This window comes from Porphyrobacter sp. ULC335 (assembly GCF_025917005.1).
Taxonomy (GTDB): domain Bacteria; phylum Pseudomonadota; class Alphaproteobacteria; order Sphingomonadales; family Sphingomonadaceae; genus Erythrobacter.
In genome coordinates, this window is record NZ_CP078091.1 from 2,369,765 (window position 1) to 2,384,066 (window position 14,302).

The following is a 14,302-nucleotide window of genomic DNA, read 5'->3' on the forward strand; positions in this document are numbered from 1 at the left end:
GCATGAGCGAACCTATCCTTTCGATCCGCGGCCTTACCAAGACCTATCAAGGCGGCACTCGCGCGCTCGATTCGGTTGATCTGGATATTCATGCGGGCGAGATTTTCGCGCTGCTCGGCCCCAATGGTGCGGGCAAGACGACGCTGATCGGCGCGGTATGCGGGCTGGTGCGGCCCACCGCAGGCACGATCACCGCTTTCGGTCAGGACCTGTCGCGCGATTGGCGCAAGGCGCGGGCGCGGATCGGGTTGGTGCCGCAGGAACTCTCTACCGACATGTTCGAGACCGTGTCGCGGGCAGTCGCCTATTCGCGCGGGCTGTTCGGCAAGCCGAGCGACCCTGCGCGCATCGAAGACATCCTGCGCAGCCTGTCCCTGTGGGACAAGCGCGATTCGCAGATCCGCGCGCTGTCCGGCGGGATGAAGCGGCGCGTGCTGATCGCCAAAGCGCTCTCGCATGAGCCTGAATTGCTATTCCTCGACGAACCCACTGCCGGGGTCGATGTCGAACTGCGCAAGGACATGTGGGAACAGATCGCGGCGCTGAAAGAACGCGGCGTGACGATCATTCTTACCACCCATTACATCGAGGAAGCCGAGGAAATGGCCGATCGGGTCGGCATCATCCAGCATGGGCGGATCCGCATGGTCGACGAGAAGAGCGCCATGATGGAGCGGCTCGGCACCACCGAAGCGGTGATCGAACTTTCCGCGCCGCTCGCCGCTTTGCCCGACGCGCTGGCGGGCTTTGCGGCCGAATTGAGCCAGGGCGGCACGCGGCTGACCTATCGCGGCGGCAATGGCGAGGGCAAGGGCCGCGCCGAAGTTGCGCAGCTCGCACAGGCGCTGACCCGCGCAGGCATCGGCTATACCAGCCTCGACATCCATGACAGCTCGCTCGAGGATATCTTCGTCAGCCTGCTCGGCGAGAAGGAGGCGGCGTGATGCATTTCAACCTGCGCAGCGCCTATGCCATCTATCAGCGCGAAATGGCCCGCGCCTTCCGCACAGCCTTCCAGTCCATCCTGGCTCCGGTCTTGACGACATCGCTGTACTTCGTGGTGTTCGGATCGGTGATAGGCGCAAGGATGGAACCGATCGATGGCGTGCCCTACGGCGCGTTCATCATCCCTGGCCTGCTGATGCTGACCCTGCTGGGCGAGACCACCAGCAATGCGAGCTTCGGCATCTACATGCCGCGCTTCACCGGTACGATCTACGAACTGCTCTCCGCCCCTGTGGGCGTGGCTGAAACCCTGACCGGCTTTGTCGGGGCGGCGGCTACCAAAGGGCTTATTCTGGCTGCGATCATTCTCGGCACGGCGCGGCTTTTCGTGGAGTACGAGATCGCGCATCCGCTGCTCGCGGCGGTGTATATCATGCTGGTCGCGTCCAGCTTCGCGCTGTTCGGGTTCATCCTCGGCATCTGGGCGGATTCGTTCGAGAAGCTCGGGATCATCCCGATGCTGATCCTCACGCCGCTGACCTTCCTTGGCGGAACCTTCTATTCCATTCGCGAATTGCCCGCCCCGTGGGACGCCATTGCGCTGGCCAATCCGATCGCATTTCTGGTCAGCGGACTGCGTTACAGCTTCTACGGCGTGTCCGACGTGCCGATTGCGGTGTCGCTGGGGCTGACCCTCGGTTTTCTGACGGTTTGCACCATTATAATTGCAGTGATTTTCCGCACAGGTTGGCGTTTACGCGAGTGAATCGCGCGATCCGACCAAGGTCGTCTGTCGGACACTATACACCGCTGGGCGGACATTAACGACAACCTGTCTGTTCGTTCATTGCGCAGCAAGTCTTTGATTCCTACATGAGTGCCACGTGCCGCTTCCCCCGCGGCCGGGCAACAGTAAGGAAAAACCCCCATGAAGAAGATCGCACTTGCCACCATGGCAGCGATGGGCGCCATCGCGCTCCCGACCGCCGCTCAGGCACAGACTGACACCACCAAGCCTGATGTGACCATCGGCGCGACCGTCGGCCTTCACGATCTCGGCATCGACCTTGGCGATTTTGACGCCGACGATGGCGACCTCGATGATCTGAACATCGACGACAGCGGCGAAATCTACGGCGGCTTCGTTGCTGTCGACTTCCCGATCGGCAACAGCCTGTTTGCCGGTGTTGAAGGCAACGCCTCGTTCGGCAGCGGCCCGATCGACGCAGAATACGGCGCCTCGGCCCGTCTCGGCTTCCGCACCGAAGGCGGCGCGAAGATCTATGCCCGCGGTGGTTACCAGTGGGTCGACCTCGACGCCGGCAACCTGGCAGGCATCCCTGATTTCGACGAAGACGAATTCGGTCTCGACACGACTGTTGGCGACTACCTCGTCGGCGTCGGCGTTGAAGTTCCGATCAGCTCGGTCGTCCTGCGTGCCAACGTCGATACCATCGCGTTCGACACCCTGCGCGGCACGGTTGGCGTCGGCTTCAAGTTCTGATCGTCTGATCTGATCTGAAAGCATTCGACGGGTCGCTCGCCAATATGGCGGGCGGCCCGTTTGCTTTTGGGGTGACAGCTTCGCCCCGTCTCGCTAGCGCGCGGGGCCAATGACAGCCCCTCGTTTCTCCTTCACGCTCCATGCGACTGACGGCAAGGCGCGCACCGGCACGATTGCCATGCAGCGCGGTGAAATCCGCACGCCTGCCTTCATGCCGGTCGGCACGGCCGCCACGGTCAAGGCGATGAAGCCCGAAGCCGTGCGTGCGACGGGCGCCGATATCATCCTCGGCAACACCTATCACCTGATGCTGCGGCCGGGTGCGGAGCGCGTCGACAGGCTGGGTGGCCTCCACACATTCATGAACTGGCAGCGCCCGATCCTGACCGATTCCGGCGGCTATCAGGTGATGAGCCTGAGCGAGCTGCGCAAACTGACCGAACAGGGTGTCGAATTCCGCAGCCACCTCGATGGGTCAAAGCACATGCTTACGCCTGAGCGGAGCATGGAAATCCAGCGGCTGCTCGGTTCCGATATCGTCATGGCCTTCGATGAATGCCCCCGCGCAGACCGCGCGCGCGACGAGATCGCGTCCAGCATGGAACTCTCCATGCGCTGGGCCAAGCGCAGCCGCGAAGGCTTTGACAGCGGCGAGGAGCACGCAACCCGCGCCGCGCTGTTCGGCATCCAGCAGGGCGCGCTGCACGAAGACCTGCGCCGGATCAGCGCCGACAAGCTCACCGATATCGGCTTCGATGGCTACGCGGTCGGCGGGCTGGCGGTGGGTGAGGGGCAGGAGGCGATGTTCGGCGTGCTCGACTACGCGCCCGACATGTTGCCGGCGGATCGTCCGCGCTACCTGATGGGTGTCGGCAAGCCCGACGATCTGGTCGGCGCGGTCGAGCGGGGGATCGACATGTTCGATTGCGTGCTGCCGACCCGGTCGGGCCGCAACGGGCAGGCGTTCACCTGGAACGGCCCGCTCAATCTGCGCAACGCCCGCTTTGCCGAGGACACCGGCCCGCTGGATGAGCGCTGCACCTGCCCGGTCTGCACCACATACTCGCGCGCCTATATCCACCACCTCGTCAAATCGGGCGAGATGCTGGGCGCTATGCTGGTGACCGAACACAACCTGTGCTTCTATCAGGCGCTGATGCAGGGCATGCGCGATGCCATCGCCGCAGGAGAATTCGCCCGCTTTGCCAGCGACTTCCGGCGCGATTATCTGCGACAGGGGGCTTGAAGCCTGCCTAACCCCCGCTAGTCTGCACCTTATCGCAGAACCTGGGGAGCAATCATGAATTTGGCAAACAGAGCCGCATCGGCGGCGCGCAACCTGCTGCTTGCGGGCACCGCACTTGCCACCATTGGCGCAGGCGGCGCAGTTGCGGCGCAGGAGACGGCTGATGAAGCCGCGATCCGCTTCGGTGCCCGCGCCGATGTGCTCGACATCAGCCTTTCTCCCTCGGGCAACAAGATCGTCTTCATTTCTGCCGGGCCGGGACACACCGAGGTCGTCAACGTGATCGATTTGACCGCCGATGCCGCGGTCAAACCGGTGCTGACCAATGGCGAGAAGGTGGTCGACATCGATTCGTGCGAATGGGCGAGCGAGGAACGTCTGCTCTGCCAGCTTTCCGGCATGGGCGGCGGCGACGGGAGCATCCTGATCCCGTTCGACCGCCTGATCGCGCTGAATGCTGACGGCACCAATATCCGGATGATCAGCCAGCGCGAATCCTCACGCTCTCTGGGCTTCAACCAGTTCGGCGGTGATGTCCTCGCCCTCGATGTCGCGGGGGAGGAAGGCATGATCCTCATGACCCGCAACTTCATCCCTGAGGCGACGACCGGATCGCGGCTTGGCAATGAAAAGCGGGGACTGGGGGCCGAGCTGGTCGATACGGCCAACGGGCGAGGGCGTATCCGCGAACAGCCTGACGATGCGACACGGCGCTTTATCGCCGACGAACAGGGTCAGGTGCGCATAAAGACGCAGGCCCAGCAGGATCCGAATGGAAACCTGACCGGCGTGTTCCGCCATTTCTTCCGCAAGCCGGGCAGCAACAGCTGGTCGCCGCTCGAATCTTTGGTGATCGACGGTCAGCCCGTAGAACGGATGAGCCCGCTGGCGGTCGATAGCGCGCGCAATGTCGCCTTCGGGTTCATCACCAAGGGCGGCTATGACGCGATTGCCGAAGTCGCGCTGGACGGCACCGGCGCGGGCAAACTGTTGATGGCGCGCGGCGATGTCGACGTGGACGGGTTGATCCGGATCGGCCGCAAGAACCGCGTGGTCGGCGCAAGCTATGCCACGGAAAAGCGCGAAATCGCCTATTTCGATCCGGCACTGGCCAAACTCGCCGCCGATCTCGGCAAGGCGCTGCCCGATCAGCCGCTGGTCAACATTGTCGGCGCCAGTGCGGACGAACAGAAGCTGCTGCTGATTGCGTCAAGCGACACGCAACCCGGCATGGTCTATCTGTTCGACCGCAAGGCCCGCGCGCTTGAGCCGCTGCTGCCGCTGCGCCCGCAGCTTGAAGGGGCGGCGATGGGCGCGATGAAGCCGGTCAGCTACCCGGCGCGCGACGGAACCATGATCCCCGCCTACCTCACCCTCCCGCCCGGCTCGACCGGCAAGGGTCTCCCTTCCATCGTCCTCCCCCACGGCGGCCCGGCGGCACGCGACGAATGGGGCTTCGACTGGCTGGTGCAGTACTTCACGGCCAAGGGCTATGCCGTGCTCCAGCCCAATTACCGCGGTTCATCCGGCTATGGCGAGGCATGGTACGGGCGCAACGGCTTCAAGGCGTGGGAAGTGGCGATTGGTGACGTGAATGACGCGGGCCGCTGGCTGGTGAGCGAAGGCATCGCTGTGCCGGACAAGCTCGCCATCGCCGGATGGTCATATGGCGGCTATGCGGCGCTGCAATCGCAGGTGCTCGATCCTGCGCTGTTCAAGGCGGTGGTGGCGGTAGCGCCGGTTACCGACCTCGGCTTTCTGATCGATGACGCGCGCGAATATACCAATTCGCGGCTCGTGCGCGAATATGTGGGTGAGGGGCCGCACGTGGCCTCGGGCAGCCCGCGCCGCCATGCCGAAAAGTTCGCTGCGCCGGTCGCACTGTACCACGGCACGCGCGATCTCAATGTCGATGTCCGGCACGCGCAGGCGATGGAGCGGGCGCTCAAGGCGGCGGGCAAATCGGTGACGTACCGTGAATATGCCGATCTCCAGCACGCGCTGGATGATAGTGCGGTGCGCGCGGAGATGCTGGCGGATATCGGGCGCTTTCTCGACACGGCGCTGGCGGGCAAGTGAGGGGGCGGGAACCCCCTCGACAAGAGGCGGTTTGACCGCCTAGGGCGCTGGCCATGACCGATCTTCCCCTGAACCCTGAAGACTGCACCACCATGCTGGAAGTGCGCGCCGGGGTCGATGCGCTTGACCGCGAGCTGGTGGCACTGCTGGCCAAGCGGTTCGGCTATATGCGCGCGGCCGCCCGGATCAAACCGACCCGCGATGCGGTGCGTGACGAGGCCCGCAAGGCGAGCGTCATCGCCGCCGCCGTGGCCGAGGCGGAAGCGCAGGGCATCCCCGCCGATGTGGTGGGCGATATCTGGGAGCGTCTTGTCGAAGGGTCGATCGCCTACGAATTCGGCGAGTGGGACCGCACGCGGGTCTGAGCCCAGTCAGTCTGGCGCCAACGAAAAAGGGCGGCCTTGCGGGGCCGCCCTTTTTGTATCGATTCGCTGAAAGCGGATCAGCGCGAGTAGAATTCCACCACCAGGTTCGGTTCCATCGTCACCGGGTAGGGCACTTCGTCGAGCTTCGGCACGCGGGTGAAGGTCACCTTGTCGGTGCCATCGGGCATGACGTAGTCAGGGATGTCACGCTCGGCGAGGCCCTGGGCTTCGATCACGAGCGCCATTTCCTTGGCCTTGCTGCCGAGGCTGATCACGTCGCCGACGTTCACGCGGCGCGATGCGATGTTGCACTTCACGCCGTTCACATAGATGTGACCGTGGCTGACGATCTGGCGGGCCGAGAAGATGGTCGGCGCGAACTTGGCGCGGTAGACCACCATGTCGAGACGACGCTCGAGCAGGCCGATCAGGTTCTGGCTGGTGTCACCCTTGAGGCGCGAAGCTTCGGCATAGGTGCTCTTGAACTGCTTTTCGGTGACTTCGCCGTAATAGCCCTTGAGCTTCTGCTTGGCGCGCAGCTGCAGGCCATAATCGCTCATCTTGCCCTTGCGACGCTGACCGTGCTGGCCGGGGCCGTAAGAACGCTTGTTCACCGGGGAATTCGGGCGACCCCAGATGTTTTCGCCCATCCGGCGGTCAAGCTTGTACTTGGCGCTTTTGCGCTTCGACATAGTCGTATCCTTCAATGTGCTGGCCCACCCCAATGGTGAGCATTCAACCCGGCATCGCTCCATCACGACCCAAAGGGCGGGATGCGGCCACTGCTTCACCGGGGTGCAGGGCCCATTTGCGAAGGCGCGCGCATAGCAGGATAGGCCGTTGCGTCAAGCTTTGTGCGCGCCGTTTGCCTGCGCGGTTACGTCAGAGCGGGACGTTGAGGTTGCGCCATTCTTCGACCGTGCGGCAGACCCGGGTCTTGCGGCGGCTCGAAGGATCGGCCCTGACAGACTTGCACACACGCTTTTCGCCCTCGTCGACCTGTTCCTTGGCTGCTTCGCCATCGGGTTTCGGGGCAGGGCTTTCAGTGGCGGGCGCAGGGGTCTGCGGCTGATCCTCGGATTGGGCCGCTGCGGCGAAGGGCATAAGCAGCATGCCGCCGGCACAGGCCAGCAGGAAGCGGCGCAGGGAAATCATCAGCAATCTCACTTGTTTGGAGGCGGGGAAGGGCAGTGCCTAACCGATGGCAGCCCGCTGTCCAACCCCATTCGACGAACGACGTCAGTCCCGGCGGTTGCGCTCGATGGTGCTCAGGACACCGCGCAAGGTGCGCACTTCAAGGTGGTTCCAGCCGGGTTTGGTCAGCACCCCGCGCAGCGTGCGGCGGGTTGCCTCGGCACGGATCTCCGGGAAGAAATAGCCGAGCGGTTCGAGCAGCTTTTCGAAATGCGCGACCAGCCCTTCAAGCTCTTCCTGCGGGGCAGGGGGGAGAATCTCCTCGACGGTGGGCTGAACCAGCACTTCGTCCGCATTCGCCAGCTCGCGCCCAAGCCGCGCCCATTCGTAGGACACCAGCACCACCGCCTGCGCGAGGTTGAGCGAGCCGAATTCCGGATTGATCGGGATGGTGAGGATGTTGCGGGCGAGCGCCACGTCCTCGGTCTCCAGGCCCGAGCGTTCGGGGCCGAACAGGATCGCGTGCCTTCCGGGCTGGGTGTGCACCAAGCGCCCGGCCTCATCCGCGCCGATCACCGGCTTCGTCACGCCGCGCTTGCGCACCGTGGTCGCATGGACATGCGCGCAGTCGGCAACCGCCTCCGCCGTCGTCTCGTAGACCTTGGCCTGTTCCAGCACCATATCCGCGCCCGAAGCGGCAGGCCCCGCCGAAGGGTTGGGCCAGCCATCACGCGGGGAGACCAGCCGCATCTCGGTCAGCCCGAAATTGAGCATCGCGCGCGCCGCCTTGCCGATGTTCTCGCCCAGCTGCGGGCGCACCAGCACGATCACCGGCTTGTTGAGGTCGGCCATCTTGTCGTTATTCTTTCGCGGCTTGCTGGACGGTGCTGGCAAATTCTTCGAAGTCGCGCGCTTCGGAGAAATCGCGATAGACCGATGCGAAGCGGATATAGGCAACCGAATCGATCTGCCGCAGACCTTCCATCACCAGCTCGCCGATATGCGAGGAGGGCACCTCAGCCTCTCCCGAGGTTTCGACCTGCCGCTGGATGCCGGAAATCAGCTGGTCGAGCCGTTCCTGATCGATCCCCCGCTTGCGACTGGCGAGCGCGACCGACTGTTCCAGCTTCGAACGATCAAAAGGCTCGCGTCGATCCCCGGATTTCACCACCACCACTTCGCGCAATTGCACGCGTTCAAAGGTGGTGAAGCGCGCCCCGCAGGACGAACACTGACGCCGCCGCCGGATCGAGGCATTGTCCTCGGTCGGGCGGCTGTCTTTTACCTGGGTATCATCATGGGCACAAAAGGGGCAGCGCATTCAGAGGGTTATTTCTTGATCCGCTGATAAAGCATGAAGCCTGCGCCCGCAATCAAGCCGATCGGCAGCGAAACGATCGGCAGCAGCCAACCGGCCACCGCGCCCACGGCCGCTCCCGTCAGGACCGGTGCGGTCGAAGGGTGATTGAAGCCCTCCTTGGCCATGCCGGTCACTTCGACTTTCACGTCTTCAACCCAATCGGGGCCTTGGCCGGGGTTCTGATCGTTCATGGCAATTGCTTCCTTACATTCCGGGATAGACGGGGAAGGCGGCACACAATGTGGCGACCCGCTGGCGAACGCTCTCTTCGATCTGCGCGTCACCTTCGGGGCCATTTTTGGAAAGACCTTCAACCACTTCGGCGATCAACTTGCCAACGGTGTGGAACTCTTCCGGGCCAAAGCCACGGGTGGTGCCGGCGGGGGTTCCCAAGCGGATGCCGCTGGTCACGAAGGGCGAGCGGCTGTCGAAGGGGATGCCGTTCTTGTTGCAAGTCAGCCAAGCGCGATCGAGGCCCTTTTCGGCGTCCTTGCCGGTCACGTCTTTCGCGGTGAGATCGACCAGCATCGAGTGGTTGTCGGTCCCCCCACTGACGATCCGCAGGCCGTTTTCCTCAAGGCTCGCGGCGAGCGCGCGGGCGTTTTCGACGATGCGGTGAGCGTAGGTCTTGAACTCCGGACGCAGCGCCTCGCGGAAGGCGACCGCCTTGGCCGCGACGATGTGCATCAGCGGGCCGCCTTGCAGGCCGGGGAACACCGCCATGTTGAGCGGCTTGGTGTACTTCTCGTCATTCCACAGGATGATGCCCGAACGCGGGCCGCGCAGCGACTTGTGCGTGGTCGATGTGACGATGTCGCAATGCGGGAAGGGCGAGGGGTGCGCGCCGCCCGCGACGAGGCCCGAGATGTGGCTCATGTCGCACAGCAGCACCGCGCCCACTTCATCGGCGATGGCGCGGAAGGCGGGGAAATCCCACGTGCGCGAATAGGCCGTGCCGCCGCAGATGATGATCTTCGGCTTGCTTTCCCGCGCCTTGGTGGCGACTTCGTCCATATCGATGGTCTCGGTCTCGCGGGAGACGCCATAGGACACCACGTTGAACCACTTGCCGCTCATGTTGACCGGCGATCCGTGGGTGAGGTGGCCGCCCGAGTTCAGATCGAGCCCCATGAAGGTGTCGCCCGGATTGAGCAGGGCGAGGAACACCGCCTGGTTCATCTGAGAACCCGAGTTGGGCTGGACGTTTGCGAAGTTGCAGCCGAACAGTTCCTTGGCGCGATCAATCGCCAGCGTCTCGACCACGTCGGCATAGTCGCAGCCGCCGTAGTAACGCTTGCCCGGATAGCCCTCGGCATACTTGTTGGTGAAGACGCTGCCTGCGGCTTCCAGAACTGCGCGCGAGGCGATGTTTTCCGAGGCGATCAGCTCGATCTTATCGCGCTGGCGGGCGAGTTCCTTGCCGATGGCCGCCGCGATCTCGGGATCGGCGTGGGCAAGATCATCATGCCAGAAACCGTCCATCGGCGAGCCGGACGTGCGGGCGGCGAAATCAATCGGGGCAGTGCTCATTGGTGGGTCTCGATATGATCAGGCTGGAACGGGGGCTTGCCGAGCTTGCCGACGCGGCGCTGGTGGCGCCCGGCCGGATCGCCGGCATCGGCGAATTCGGTGTCTAGGAATGTGGCAACGCAGGACTTGGCCATTTCGATCCCTACGAGACGCGCGCCCATTGCGATGCAATTCGCGTCATTATGTTCGCGCGCGAGGGCGGCGGACAGGGGTTCGCTGACCAGCGCGCAGCGCACCTGGGGGTGGCGGTTGACGCTGATCGAAATGCCGATGCCGCTGCCGCACAGGGCGATGCCGTATTCGACGGTCCCTTCGGCGATGATCTCGGCCAGACGGTAGCCATAATCGGGATAATCGACGCTCTGCCCGGGCTCCGGCCCGAGGTCGGCGACTTCGTGGCCTTCCTCGATCAGCCACTCGGTGAGATCGGCCTTCAGTTCGATGGCGGCATGGTCGGAGGCGATGGCGATACGCATGGCAGGCCTATAGGCGCTAGGGGAGAGATTCTCCACCCCTTGGGAGGTCTTTTTCCCTGCCCTCTCGCCCGCCTTACCGGGGCGGTTGGGGCGGGGCAGGCGGAAGGGTTGGCGCTGGCGCGGGAGCACTCACGGGCGGATAGTTCGCAATCACCGGTACGGGATCACCCGCGCTGGCCCGCTTCTGTGCGCGGTATTCACCAATCCGCCGGTCCCAGTCCGCCATGATCGGGTCGAGATTGCTTTCCAGAGAGGCCAGAAAGCGCTGGTTGACCACGGCAACCGCGGGGTCTTCCAGCATCTTCATGCTCGCACCGAGATAATGGCTCCCGGCGGGCGTTTGCGCAAACTTGCGGATATCCCGCAGCTCGCTGGCGGAGAATTCGCGGACATAGGCCTGTGCCATTGCATCGGCCATCTCGATACCGAAGGCATCAATGGCCGGTCGCAAACGGTTAGGAAGTTCGGCCATGAATTCGTCGAAAAGGCGAGCCATCCCGGGATCTCTGGCGTCCATCAACCCCGACTGCACCATCTGCGATCCGATCGCCTTCATGACCCCTTGCAGGCTCGCAGTCCGACCGGTTTCCGGCACAACCGCTTGAACGATCACGCGGGCGTCTTCGAACTCTGCCAACTCGTCCTTGCTTGCCTGCGCGTGGGCGGCGGAGGGCGCGAGGATCAGGACGGTTGCGAAGAATACGGTACGCAGGTTGCAAGGCATTGCGATTTTCCAAGGGGAAGGTTGCGAAGGCATGGTGCTGACCCGCCTAGCAGCCACACCGGAATTTCAGCCTATCGCGCAGTGTACCAGTGCAGATTGGCTCGCTGATCCGGGCGAGGGTGACACAGGTTAAGCGACGCTCTGCCCGGGGTCTGTCCCGAAGTGGGCGACTTCGGGGTCTTCCTGGATCAGCCATTCGGTGAGATCGGCCTTCAGTTGGATTCCGTTTTGGTGGGAGGCGATGGCGATACGCATGACAGGTCCATTGGCGCTAGGGGAGAGATTCTCCACCCTTGGCCGAGGCTTTTCCGACGGTTGGCTCAATGGGCCGCGGACGGTGCAGCGAGGGTACGTTTTCCTCGCAGAGTAAGATTTCTCATTCACCCAATAGCCAACTGGGCCACTCTTCCTTGCGCGTGTGCCAAGCGACATTCGGAAAAGCCTCAGCTAGCGCTCTGGTGGCCCCCTTAATCAACCAAGGATGGATTGGAAAATCGCCACGGGAAGAATGCAGTACAAAACCGCGGAGAGGCGAAACCCCAAAGCCCAGCACCTCGTCCGGTGCAAGATTTACGCCGCTTAAGGTAATGCCCTGAGGTCCTAGTCTGAACATCTCCGGGCGTGTGAAGTACTTCCGGAAGGGATTTGCGACAAGCACGAGAAGGAAACAGCCCCATCCGACCAGATAGGATATCCAGGTTGGCGTCTTTCTAGATCCTTGCCCAACAGCGTCCAAATCGATGGTCCCCGTCGTAAGCAGCTCGTGCAAACTCATGATCGGAAGAATTGCAAGCACAGCAAAGATAGCCACTACAGGCATCAGGGCGCGATAGCCGACGTTGAACGCCCGCTCTGCGCCTGCGTCAGACAACGCATTATCAGCCATGCGGTCTGCGCTCTACTGATCCAGGAACGACCGCATCTTGCGCGACCGGCTCGGGTGCTTGAGCTTGCGCAGCGCCTTGGCTTCGATCTGGCGGATACGTTCGCGGGTCACCGAGAACTGCTGGCCGACTTCTTCCAAGGTGTGATCGGTGTTCATCCCGATGCCGAAGCGCATGCGCAGCACGCGTTCTTCACGCGGGGTGAGCGACGCCAGCACGCGGGTGACGGTTTCCTTGAGGTTCGCCTGAATCGCGGCATCCACGGGGATTATCGCGTTCTTGTCCTCGATGAAATCGCCGAGGTGGCTGTCTTCCTCGTCGCCGATCGGCGTTTCGAGAGAGATCGGCTCCTTGGCGATCTTCATCACCTTGCGCACCTTCTCGAGCGGCATGGAGAGGCGCTGCGCCATTTCCTCAGGGGTCGGCTCGCGGCCTTCCTCGTGGAGGAATTGGCGGCTCGTGCGCACCAGCTTGTTGATCGTTTCGATCATGTGCACCGGAATACGGATGGTGCGCGCCTGATCGGCGATCGAACGGGTGATCGCCTGCCGTATCCACCACGTGGCGTAGGTGCTGAACTTGTAGCCGCGGCGGTATTCGAACTTGTCGACCGCCTTCATCAGCCCGATATTGCCTTCCTGAATAAGATCAAGGAATTGCAACCCGCGGTTGGTGTACTTCTTGGCAATCGAGATCACCAGACGCAGGTTCGCCTCGACCATTTCCTTCTTTGCGATGCGTGCCTCGCGTTCGCCCTTCTGCACCATGTTGACGATGCGGCGGAACTCGGTGAGGCTCATGCCGGTCTGCGCGGCAATGTCGGCGATTTCGGAACGGATGCGCTCGATCGCGTCCTCTTCGCGCTCGGCGAAGGCGGCCCACTTCTTGTCCTTCTTGGCGCGTTCCTTGATCCAGGCGTCGTCCATCTCGTTGCCGACATACGCGGTGAGGAAGTCGACGCGCTTGACCTTGTGACGCTCGGCCAGACGCAGCATCTGCCCGCCCAGCGTGGTCAACCGGCGGTTGAAGGCATAGAGGTTGTCGACGAGGAATTCGATCTTGGTCGCGTGGAACTGCACGGACTCGACCTCGGCGGTGAGGTCTTCGCGCAGCTGCTCGTACTTGCCTTCCTTGGCGGCCGGGAAGGCATTGCCCATCGCCAGCGTTTCGACCCGCTCGCCCTGCAGCTTTTCAAAGGCATTGAACAGCGAGGTGATGCGCGCGAAACGCTCGAGCGCCTCGGGCTTCAGCGCGGCTTCCATCTGGGCGAGGGAGAGGGTGTTGTCCTCCTCCTCTTCCTCTTCGCGCTTGGGGCGGCCTTCGCCGTCCTCGTCTTCATCGGCGTCAGCTTCGGGCTCGTCCGCGACTTCATCGTCCTCGCGGATCGTCGGGCCGGCGGTGGCTTCGGAGATTTCGCCGTCGTCGTCGTCATCCTCGGCGCCCTCGGCCATCTTGTCGGCCGGGGGTTCCTTGGAGAGCATCGCGTCAAGATCGAGGATCTCGCGCAGCTGCATGTCGCCGTTGTTGAGCGCTTCGGACCACTGGATGATTGCGTGGAAGGTGATCGGGCTTTCACAAAGGCCCATGATCATCATGTCGCGCCCGGCTTCGATGCGCTTGGCGATGGCGATTTCGCCTTCGCGGCTGAGCAGTTCCACCGCGCCCATTTCGCGCAGATACATGCGCACCGGATCATCGGTGCGCTCGCCGGTTACGAGCTTGCGATTGCCGGCGCGGGCATCCTTGGCAGGGCCCTTTTTCTCGCCGTCGTCATCATCATCCTCGTCGTCCGCGACGACATCTTCGCTTTCGCTGTCCTCGCCCTCGGCTTCGGCCTCTGCGTCTTCATCGCTTTCGACGATCTGCACGCCCATTTCGGACAGCGCGGTCTGGATGTCCTCGATCTGGTCGGGACTCATCTCGCCCGAAGGCAGCGCTTCGTTCAGCTCGTCATAGGTGACATAGCCGCGCTTCTTCGCCTTGCTGATCAGCTTCTTGATCGAAGCCTCATTGAGATCGATCAGCGGAGCATCTTCCTTCTCGGCCATAAACTCG

17 protein-coding genes are annotated in these 14,302 nt (G+C 63.1%); 6 read left to right on the forward strand and 11 right to left on the reverse strand.

What is annotated here, in order from left to right:
* Nucleotides 1–2: 2 nt before the first annotated feature.
* The 6 genes from KVF90_RS11265 to KVF90_RS11290 all read left to right on the forward strand — a co-directional run bounded on the left by KVF90_RS11265 (nucleotide 3) and on the right by KVF90_RS11290 (nucleotide 6,139).
* Nucleotides 3–944: an ABC transporter ATP-binding protein gene (locus tag KVF90_RS11265; RefSeq protein WP_264391669.1), complete on the forward strand. Its 942-nt coding sequence runs from the start codon at nucleotides 3–5 to the stop codon at nucleotides 942–944.
* On the forward strand, nucleotides 944–1,711 hold the full coding sequence (locus KVF90_RS11270) for an ABC transporter permease (RefSeq protein WP_264391670.1): 768 nt from the start codon (nucleotides 944–946) through the stop codon (nucleotides 1,709–1,711). The genes KVF90_RS11265 and KVF90_RS11270 overlap by 1 nt, the downstream gene beginning before the upstream one ends.
* Nucleotides 1,712–1,873: 162 nt before the next feature.
* A complete protein-coding gene (locus tag KVF90_RS11275; protein ID WP_264391671.1) occupies nucleotides 1,874–2,449 on the forward strand; it encodes a hypothetical protein in 576 nt (191 codons plus the stop codon).
* 109 nt (nucleotides 2,450–2,558) lie between these two features.
* Entirely contained in the window at nucleotides 2,559–3,695 is a 1,137-nt protein-coding gene (gene tgt, locus KVF90_RS11280) for a tRNA guanosine(34) transglycosylase Tgt (protein ID WP_264391672.1), read from the forward strand.
* Between the two features lie 54 nt (nucleotides 3,696–3,749).
* Nucleotides 3,750–5,774, forward strand: coding sequence for an alpha/beta hydrolase family protein (locus tag KVF90_RS11285; protein ID WP_264391673.1), 2,025 nt, complete (start codon nucleotides 3,750–3,752; stop codon nucleotides 5,772–5,774).
* Nucleotides 5,775–5,827: 53 nt separating this feature from the next.
* Nucleotides 5,828–6,139 carry a chorismate mutase gene (locus KVF90_RS11290; RefSeq protein WP_264391674.1) on the forward strand — a complete coding sequence of 104 codons (312 nt, stop codon included), beginning with the start codon at nucleotides 5,828–5,830 and terminating at the stop codon, nucleotides 6,137–6,139.
* A gap of 77 nt (nucleotides 6,140–6,216) precedes the next feature.
* Here the strand turns inward: KVF90_RS11290 and rpsD are convergent, their stop codons facing one another.
* From rpsD to rpoD, 11 genes are all read right to left on the reverse strand, one after another.
* The gene (gene rpsD / locus KVF90_RS11295) at nucleotides 6,217–6,831 is read right to left on the reverse strand and encodes a 30S ribosomal protein S4 (RefSeq protein ID WP_264391675.1); all 615 of its coding nucleotides are present in this window, start codon (nucleotides 6,829–6,831) and stop codon (nucleotides 6,217–6,219) included.
* Nucleotides 6,832–7,021: 190 nt separating this feature from the next.
* Entirely contained in the window at nucleotides 7,022–7,294 is a 273-nt protein-coding gene (locus tag KVF90_RS11300) for a hypothetical protein (protein ID WP_264391676.1), read from the reverse strand.
* A gap of 84 nt (nucleotides 7,295–7,378) precedes the next feature.
* Nucleotides 7,379–8,125 (reverse strand): RNA methyltransferase, encoded by a 747-nt coding sequence (locus KVF90_RS11305; protein ID WP_264391677.1) that lies wholly within the window; start codon nucleotides 8,123–8,125, stop codon nucleotides 7,379–7,381.
* Nucleotides 8,126–8,132: 7 nt separating this feature from the next.
* The gene (nrdR, locus tag KVF90_RS11310) at nucleotides 8,133–8,594 is read right to left on the reverse strand and encodes a transcriptional regulator NrdR (protein WP_264391678.1); all 462 of its coding nucleotides are present in this window, start codon (nucleotides 8,592–8,594) and stop codon (nucleotides 8,133–8,135) included.
* Between the two features lie 8 nt (nucleotides 8,595–8,602).
* Nucleotides 8,603–8,824: a hypothetical protein gene (locus KVF90_RS11315; protein WP_264391679.1), complete on the reverse strand. Its 222-nt coding sequence runs from the start codon at nucleotides 8,822–8,824 to the stop codon at nucleotides 8,603–8,605.
* Between the two features lie 13 nt (nucleotides 8,825–8,837).
* Nucleotides 8,838–10,163, reverse strand: a complete 1,326-nt coding sequence (gene glyA, locus KVF90_RS11320; protein WP_319641021.1) for a serine hydroxymethyltransferase — start codon at nucleotides 10,161–10,163, stop codon at nucleotides 8,838–8,840.
* Nucleotides 10,160–10,639: a ribose 5-phosphate isomerase B gene (rpiB, locus tag KVF90_RS11325; RefSeq protein ID WP_264391680.1), complete on the reverse strand. Its 480-nt coding sequence runs from the start codon at nucleotides 10,637–10,639 to the stop codon at nucleotides 10,160–10,162. The genes glyA and rpiB overlap by 4 nt, the downstream gene beginning before the upstream one ends.
* 73 nt (nucleotides 10,640–10,712) lie before the next feature.
* On the reverse strand, nucleotides 10,713–11,363 hold the full coding sequence (locus KVF90_RS11330; protein ID WP_264391681.1) for a DUF2059 domain-containing protein: 651 nt from the start codon (nucleotides 11,361–11,363) through the stop codon (nucleotides 10,713–10,715).
* 129 nt (nucleotides 11,364–11,492) lie between these two features.
* Entirely contained in the window at nucleotides 11,493–11,618 is a 126-nt protein-coding gene (locus KVF90_RS11335) for an RpiB/LacA/LacB family sugar-phosphate isomerase (RefSeq protein WP_264391682.1), read from the reverse strand.
* Nucleotides 11,619–11,739: 121 nt separating this feature from the next.
* A complete protein-coding gene (locus tag KVF90_RS11340; protein ID WP_264391683.1) occupies nucleotides 11,740–12,249 on the reverse strand; it encodes a hypothetical protein in 510 nt (169 codons plus the stop codon).
* Between the two features lie 12 nt (nucleotides 12,250–12,261).
* Nucleotides 12,262–14,295, reverse strand: coding sequence for an RNA polymerase sigma factor RpoD (rpoD, locus tag KVF90_RS11345; RefSeq protein ID WP_264391684.1), 2,034 nt, complete (start codon nucleotides 14,293–14,295; stop codon nucleotides 12,262–12,264).
* Nucleotides 14,296–14,302: the final 7 nt, after the last annotated feature.

Excerpts from the sequence above, each read along its gene's own strand:
- KVF90_RS11265 (WP_264391669.1), top strand. The coding sequence starts at position 3 with ATGAGCGAACCTATCCTTTCGATCCGCGGCCTTACCAAGACCTATCAA.
- KVF90_RS11270 (WP_264391670.1), top strand. The coding sequence starts at position 944 with ATGCATTTCAACCTGCGCAGCGCCTATGCCATCTATCAGCGCGAAATG.
- KVF90_RS11275 (WP_264391671.1), top strand. The coding sequence starts at position 1,874 with ATGAAGAAGATCGCACTTGCCACCATGGCAGCGATGGGCGCCATCGCG.
- tgt (WP_264391672.1), top strand. The coding sequence starts at position 2,559 with ATGACAGCCCCTCGTTTCTCCTTCACGCTCCATGCGACTGACGGCAAG.
- KVF90_RS11285 (WP_264391673.1), top strand. The coding sequence starts at position 3,750 with ATGAATTTGGCAAACAGAGCCGCATCGGCGGCGCGCAACCTGCTGCTT.
- KVF90_RS11290 (WP_264391674.1), top strand. The coding sequence starts at position 5,828 with ATGACCGATCTTCCCCTGAACCCTGAAGACTGCACCACCATGCTGGAA.
- rpsD (WP_264391675.1), bottom strand. The coding sequence starts at position 6,831 with ATGTCGAAGCGCAAAAGCGCCAAGTACAAGCTTGACCGCCGGATGGGC.
- KVF90_RS11300 (WP_264391676.1), bottom strand. The coding sequence starts at position 7,294 with ATGATTTCCCTGCGCCGCTTCCTGCTGGCCTGTGCCGGCGGCATGCTG.
- KVF90_RS11305 (WP_264391677.1), bottom strand. The coding sequence starts at position 8,125 with ATGGCCGACCTCAACAAGCCGGTGATCGTGCTGGTGCGCCCGCAGCTG.
- nrdR (WP_264391678.1), bottom strand. The coding sequence starts at position 8,594 with ATGCGCTGCCCCTTTTGTGCCCATGATGATACCCAGGTAAAAGACAGC.
- KVF90_RS11315 (WP_264391679.1), bottom strand. The coding sequence starts at position 8,824 with ATGAACGATCAGAACCCCGGCCAAGGCCCCGATTGGGTTGAAGACGTG.
- glyA (WP_319641021.1), bottom strand. The coding sequence starts at position 10,163 with ATGAGCACTGCCCCGATTGATTTCGCCGCCCGCACGTCCGGCTCGCCG.
- rpiB (WP_264391680.1), bottom strand. The coding sequence starts at position 10,639 with ATGCGTATCGCCATCGCCTCCGACCATGCCGCCATCGAACTGAAGGCC.
- KVF90_RS11330 (WP_264391681.1), bottom strand. The coding sequence starts at position 11,363 with ATGCCTTGCAACCTGCGTACCGTATTCTTCGCAACCGTCCTGATCCTC.
- KVF90_RS11335 (WP_264391682.1), bottom strand. The coding sequence starts at position 11,618 with ATGCGTATCGCCATCGCCTCCCACCAAAACGGAATCCAACTGAAGGCC.
- KVF90_RS11340 (WP_264391683.1), bottom strand. The coding sequence starts at position 12,249 with ATGGCTGATAATGCGTTGTCTGACGCAGGCGCAGAGCGGGCGTTCAAC.
- rpoD (WP_264391684.1), bottom strand. The coding sequence starts at position 14,295 with ATGGCCGAGAAGGAAGATGCTCCGCTGATCGATCTCAATGAGGCTTCG.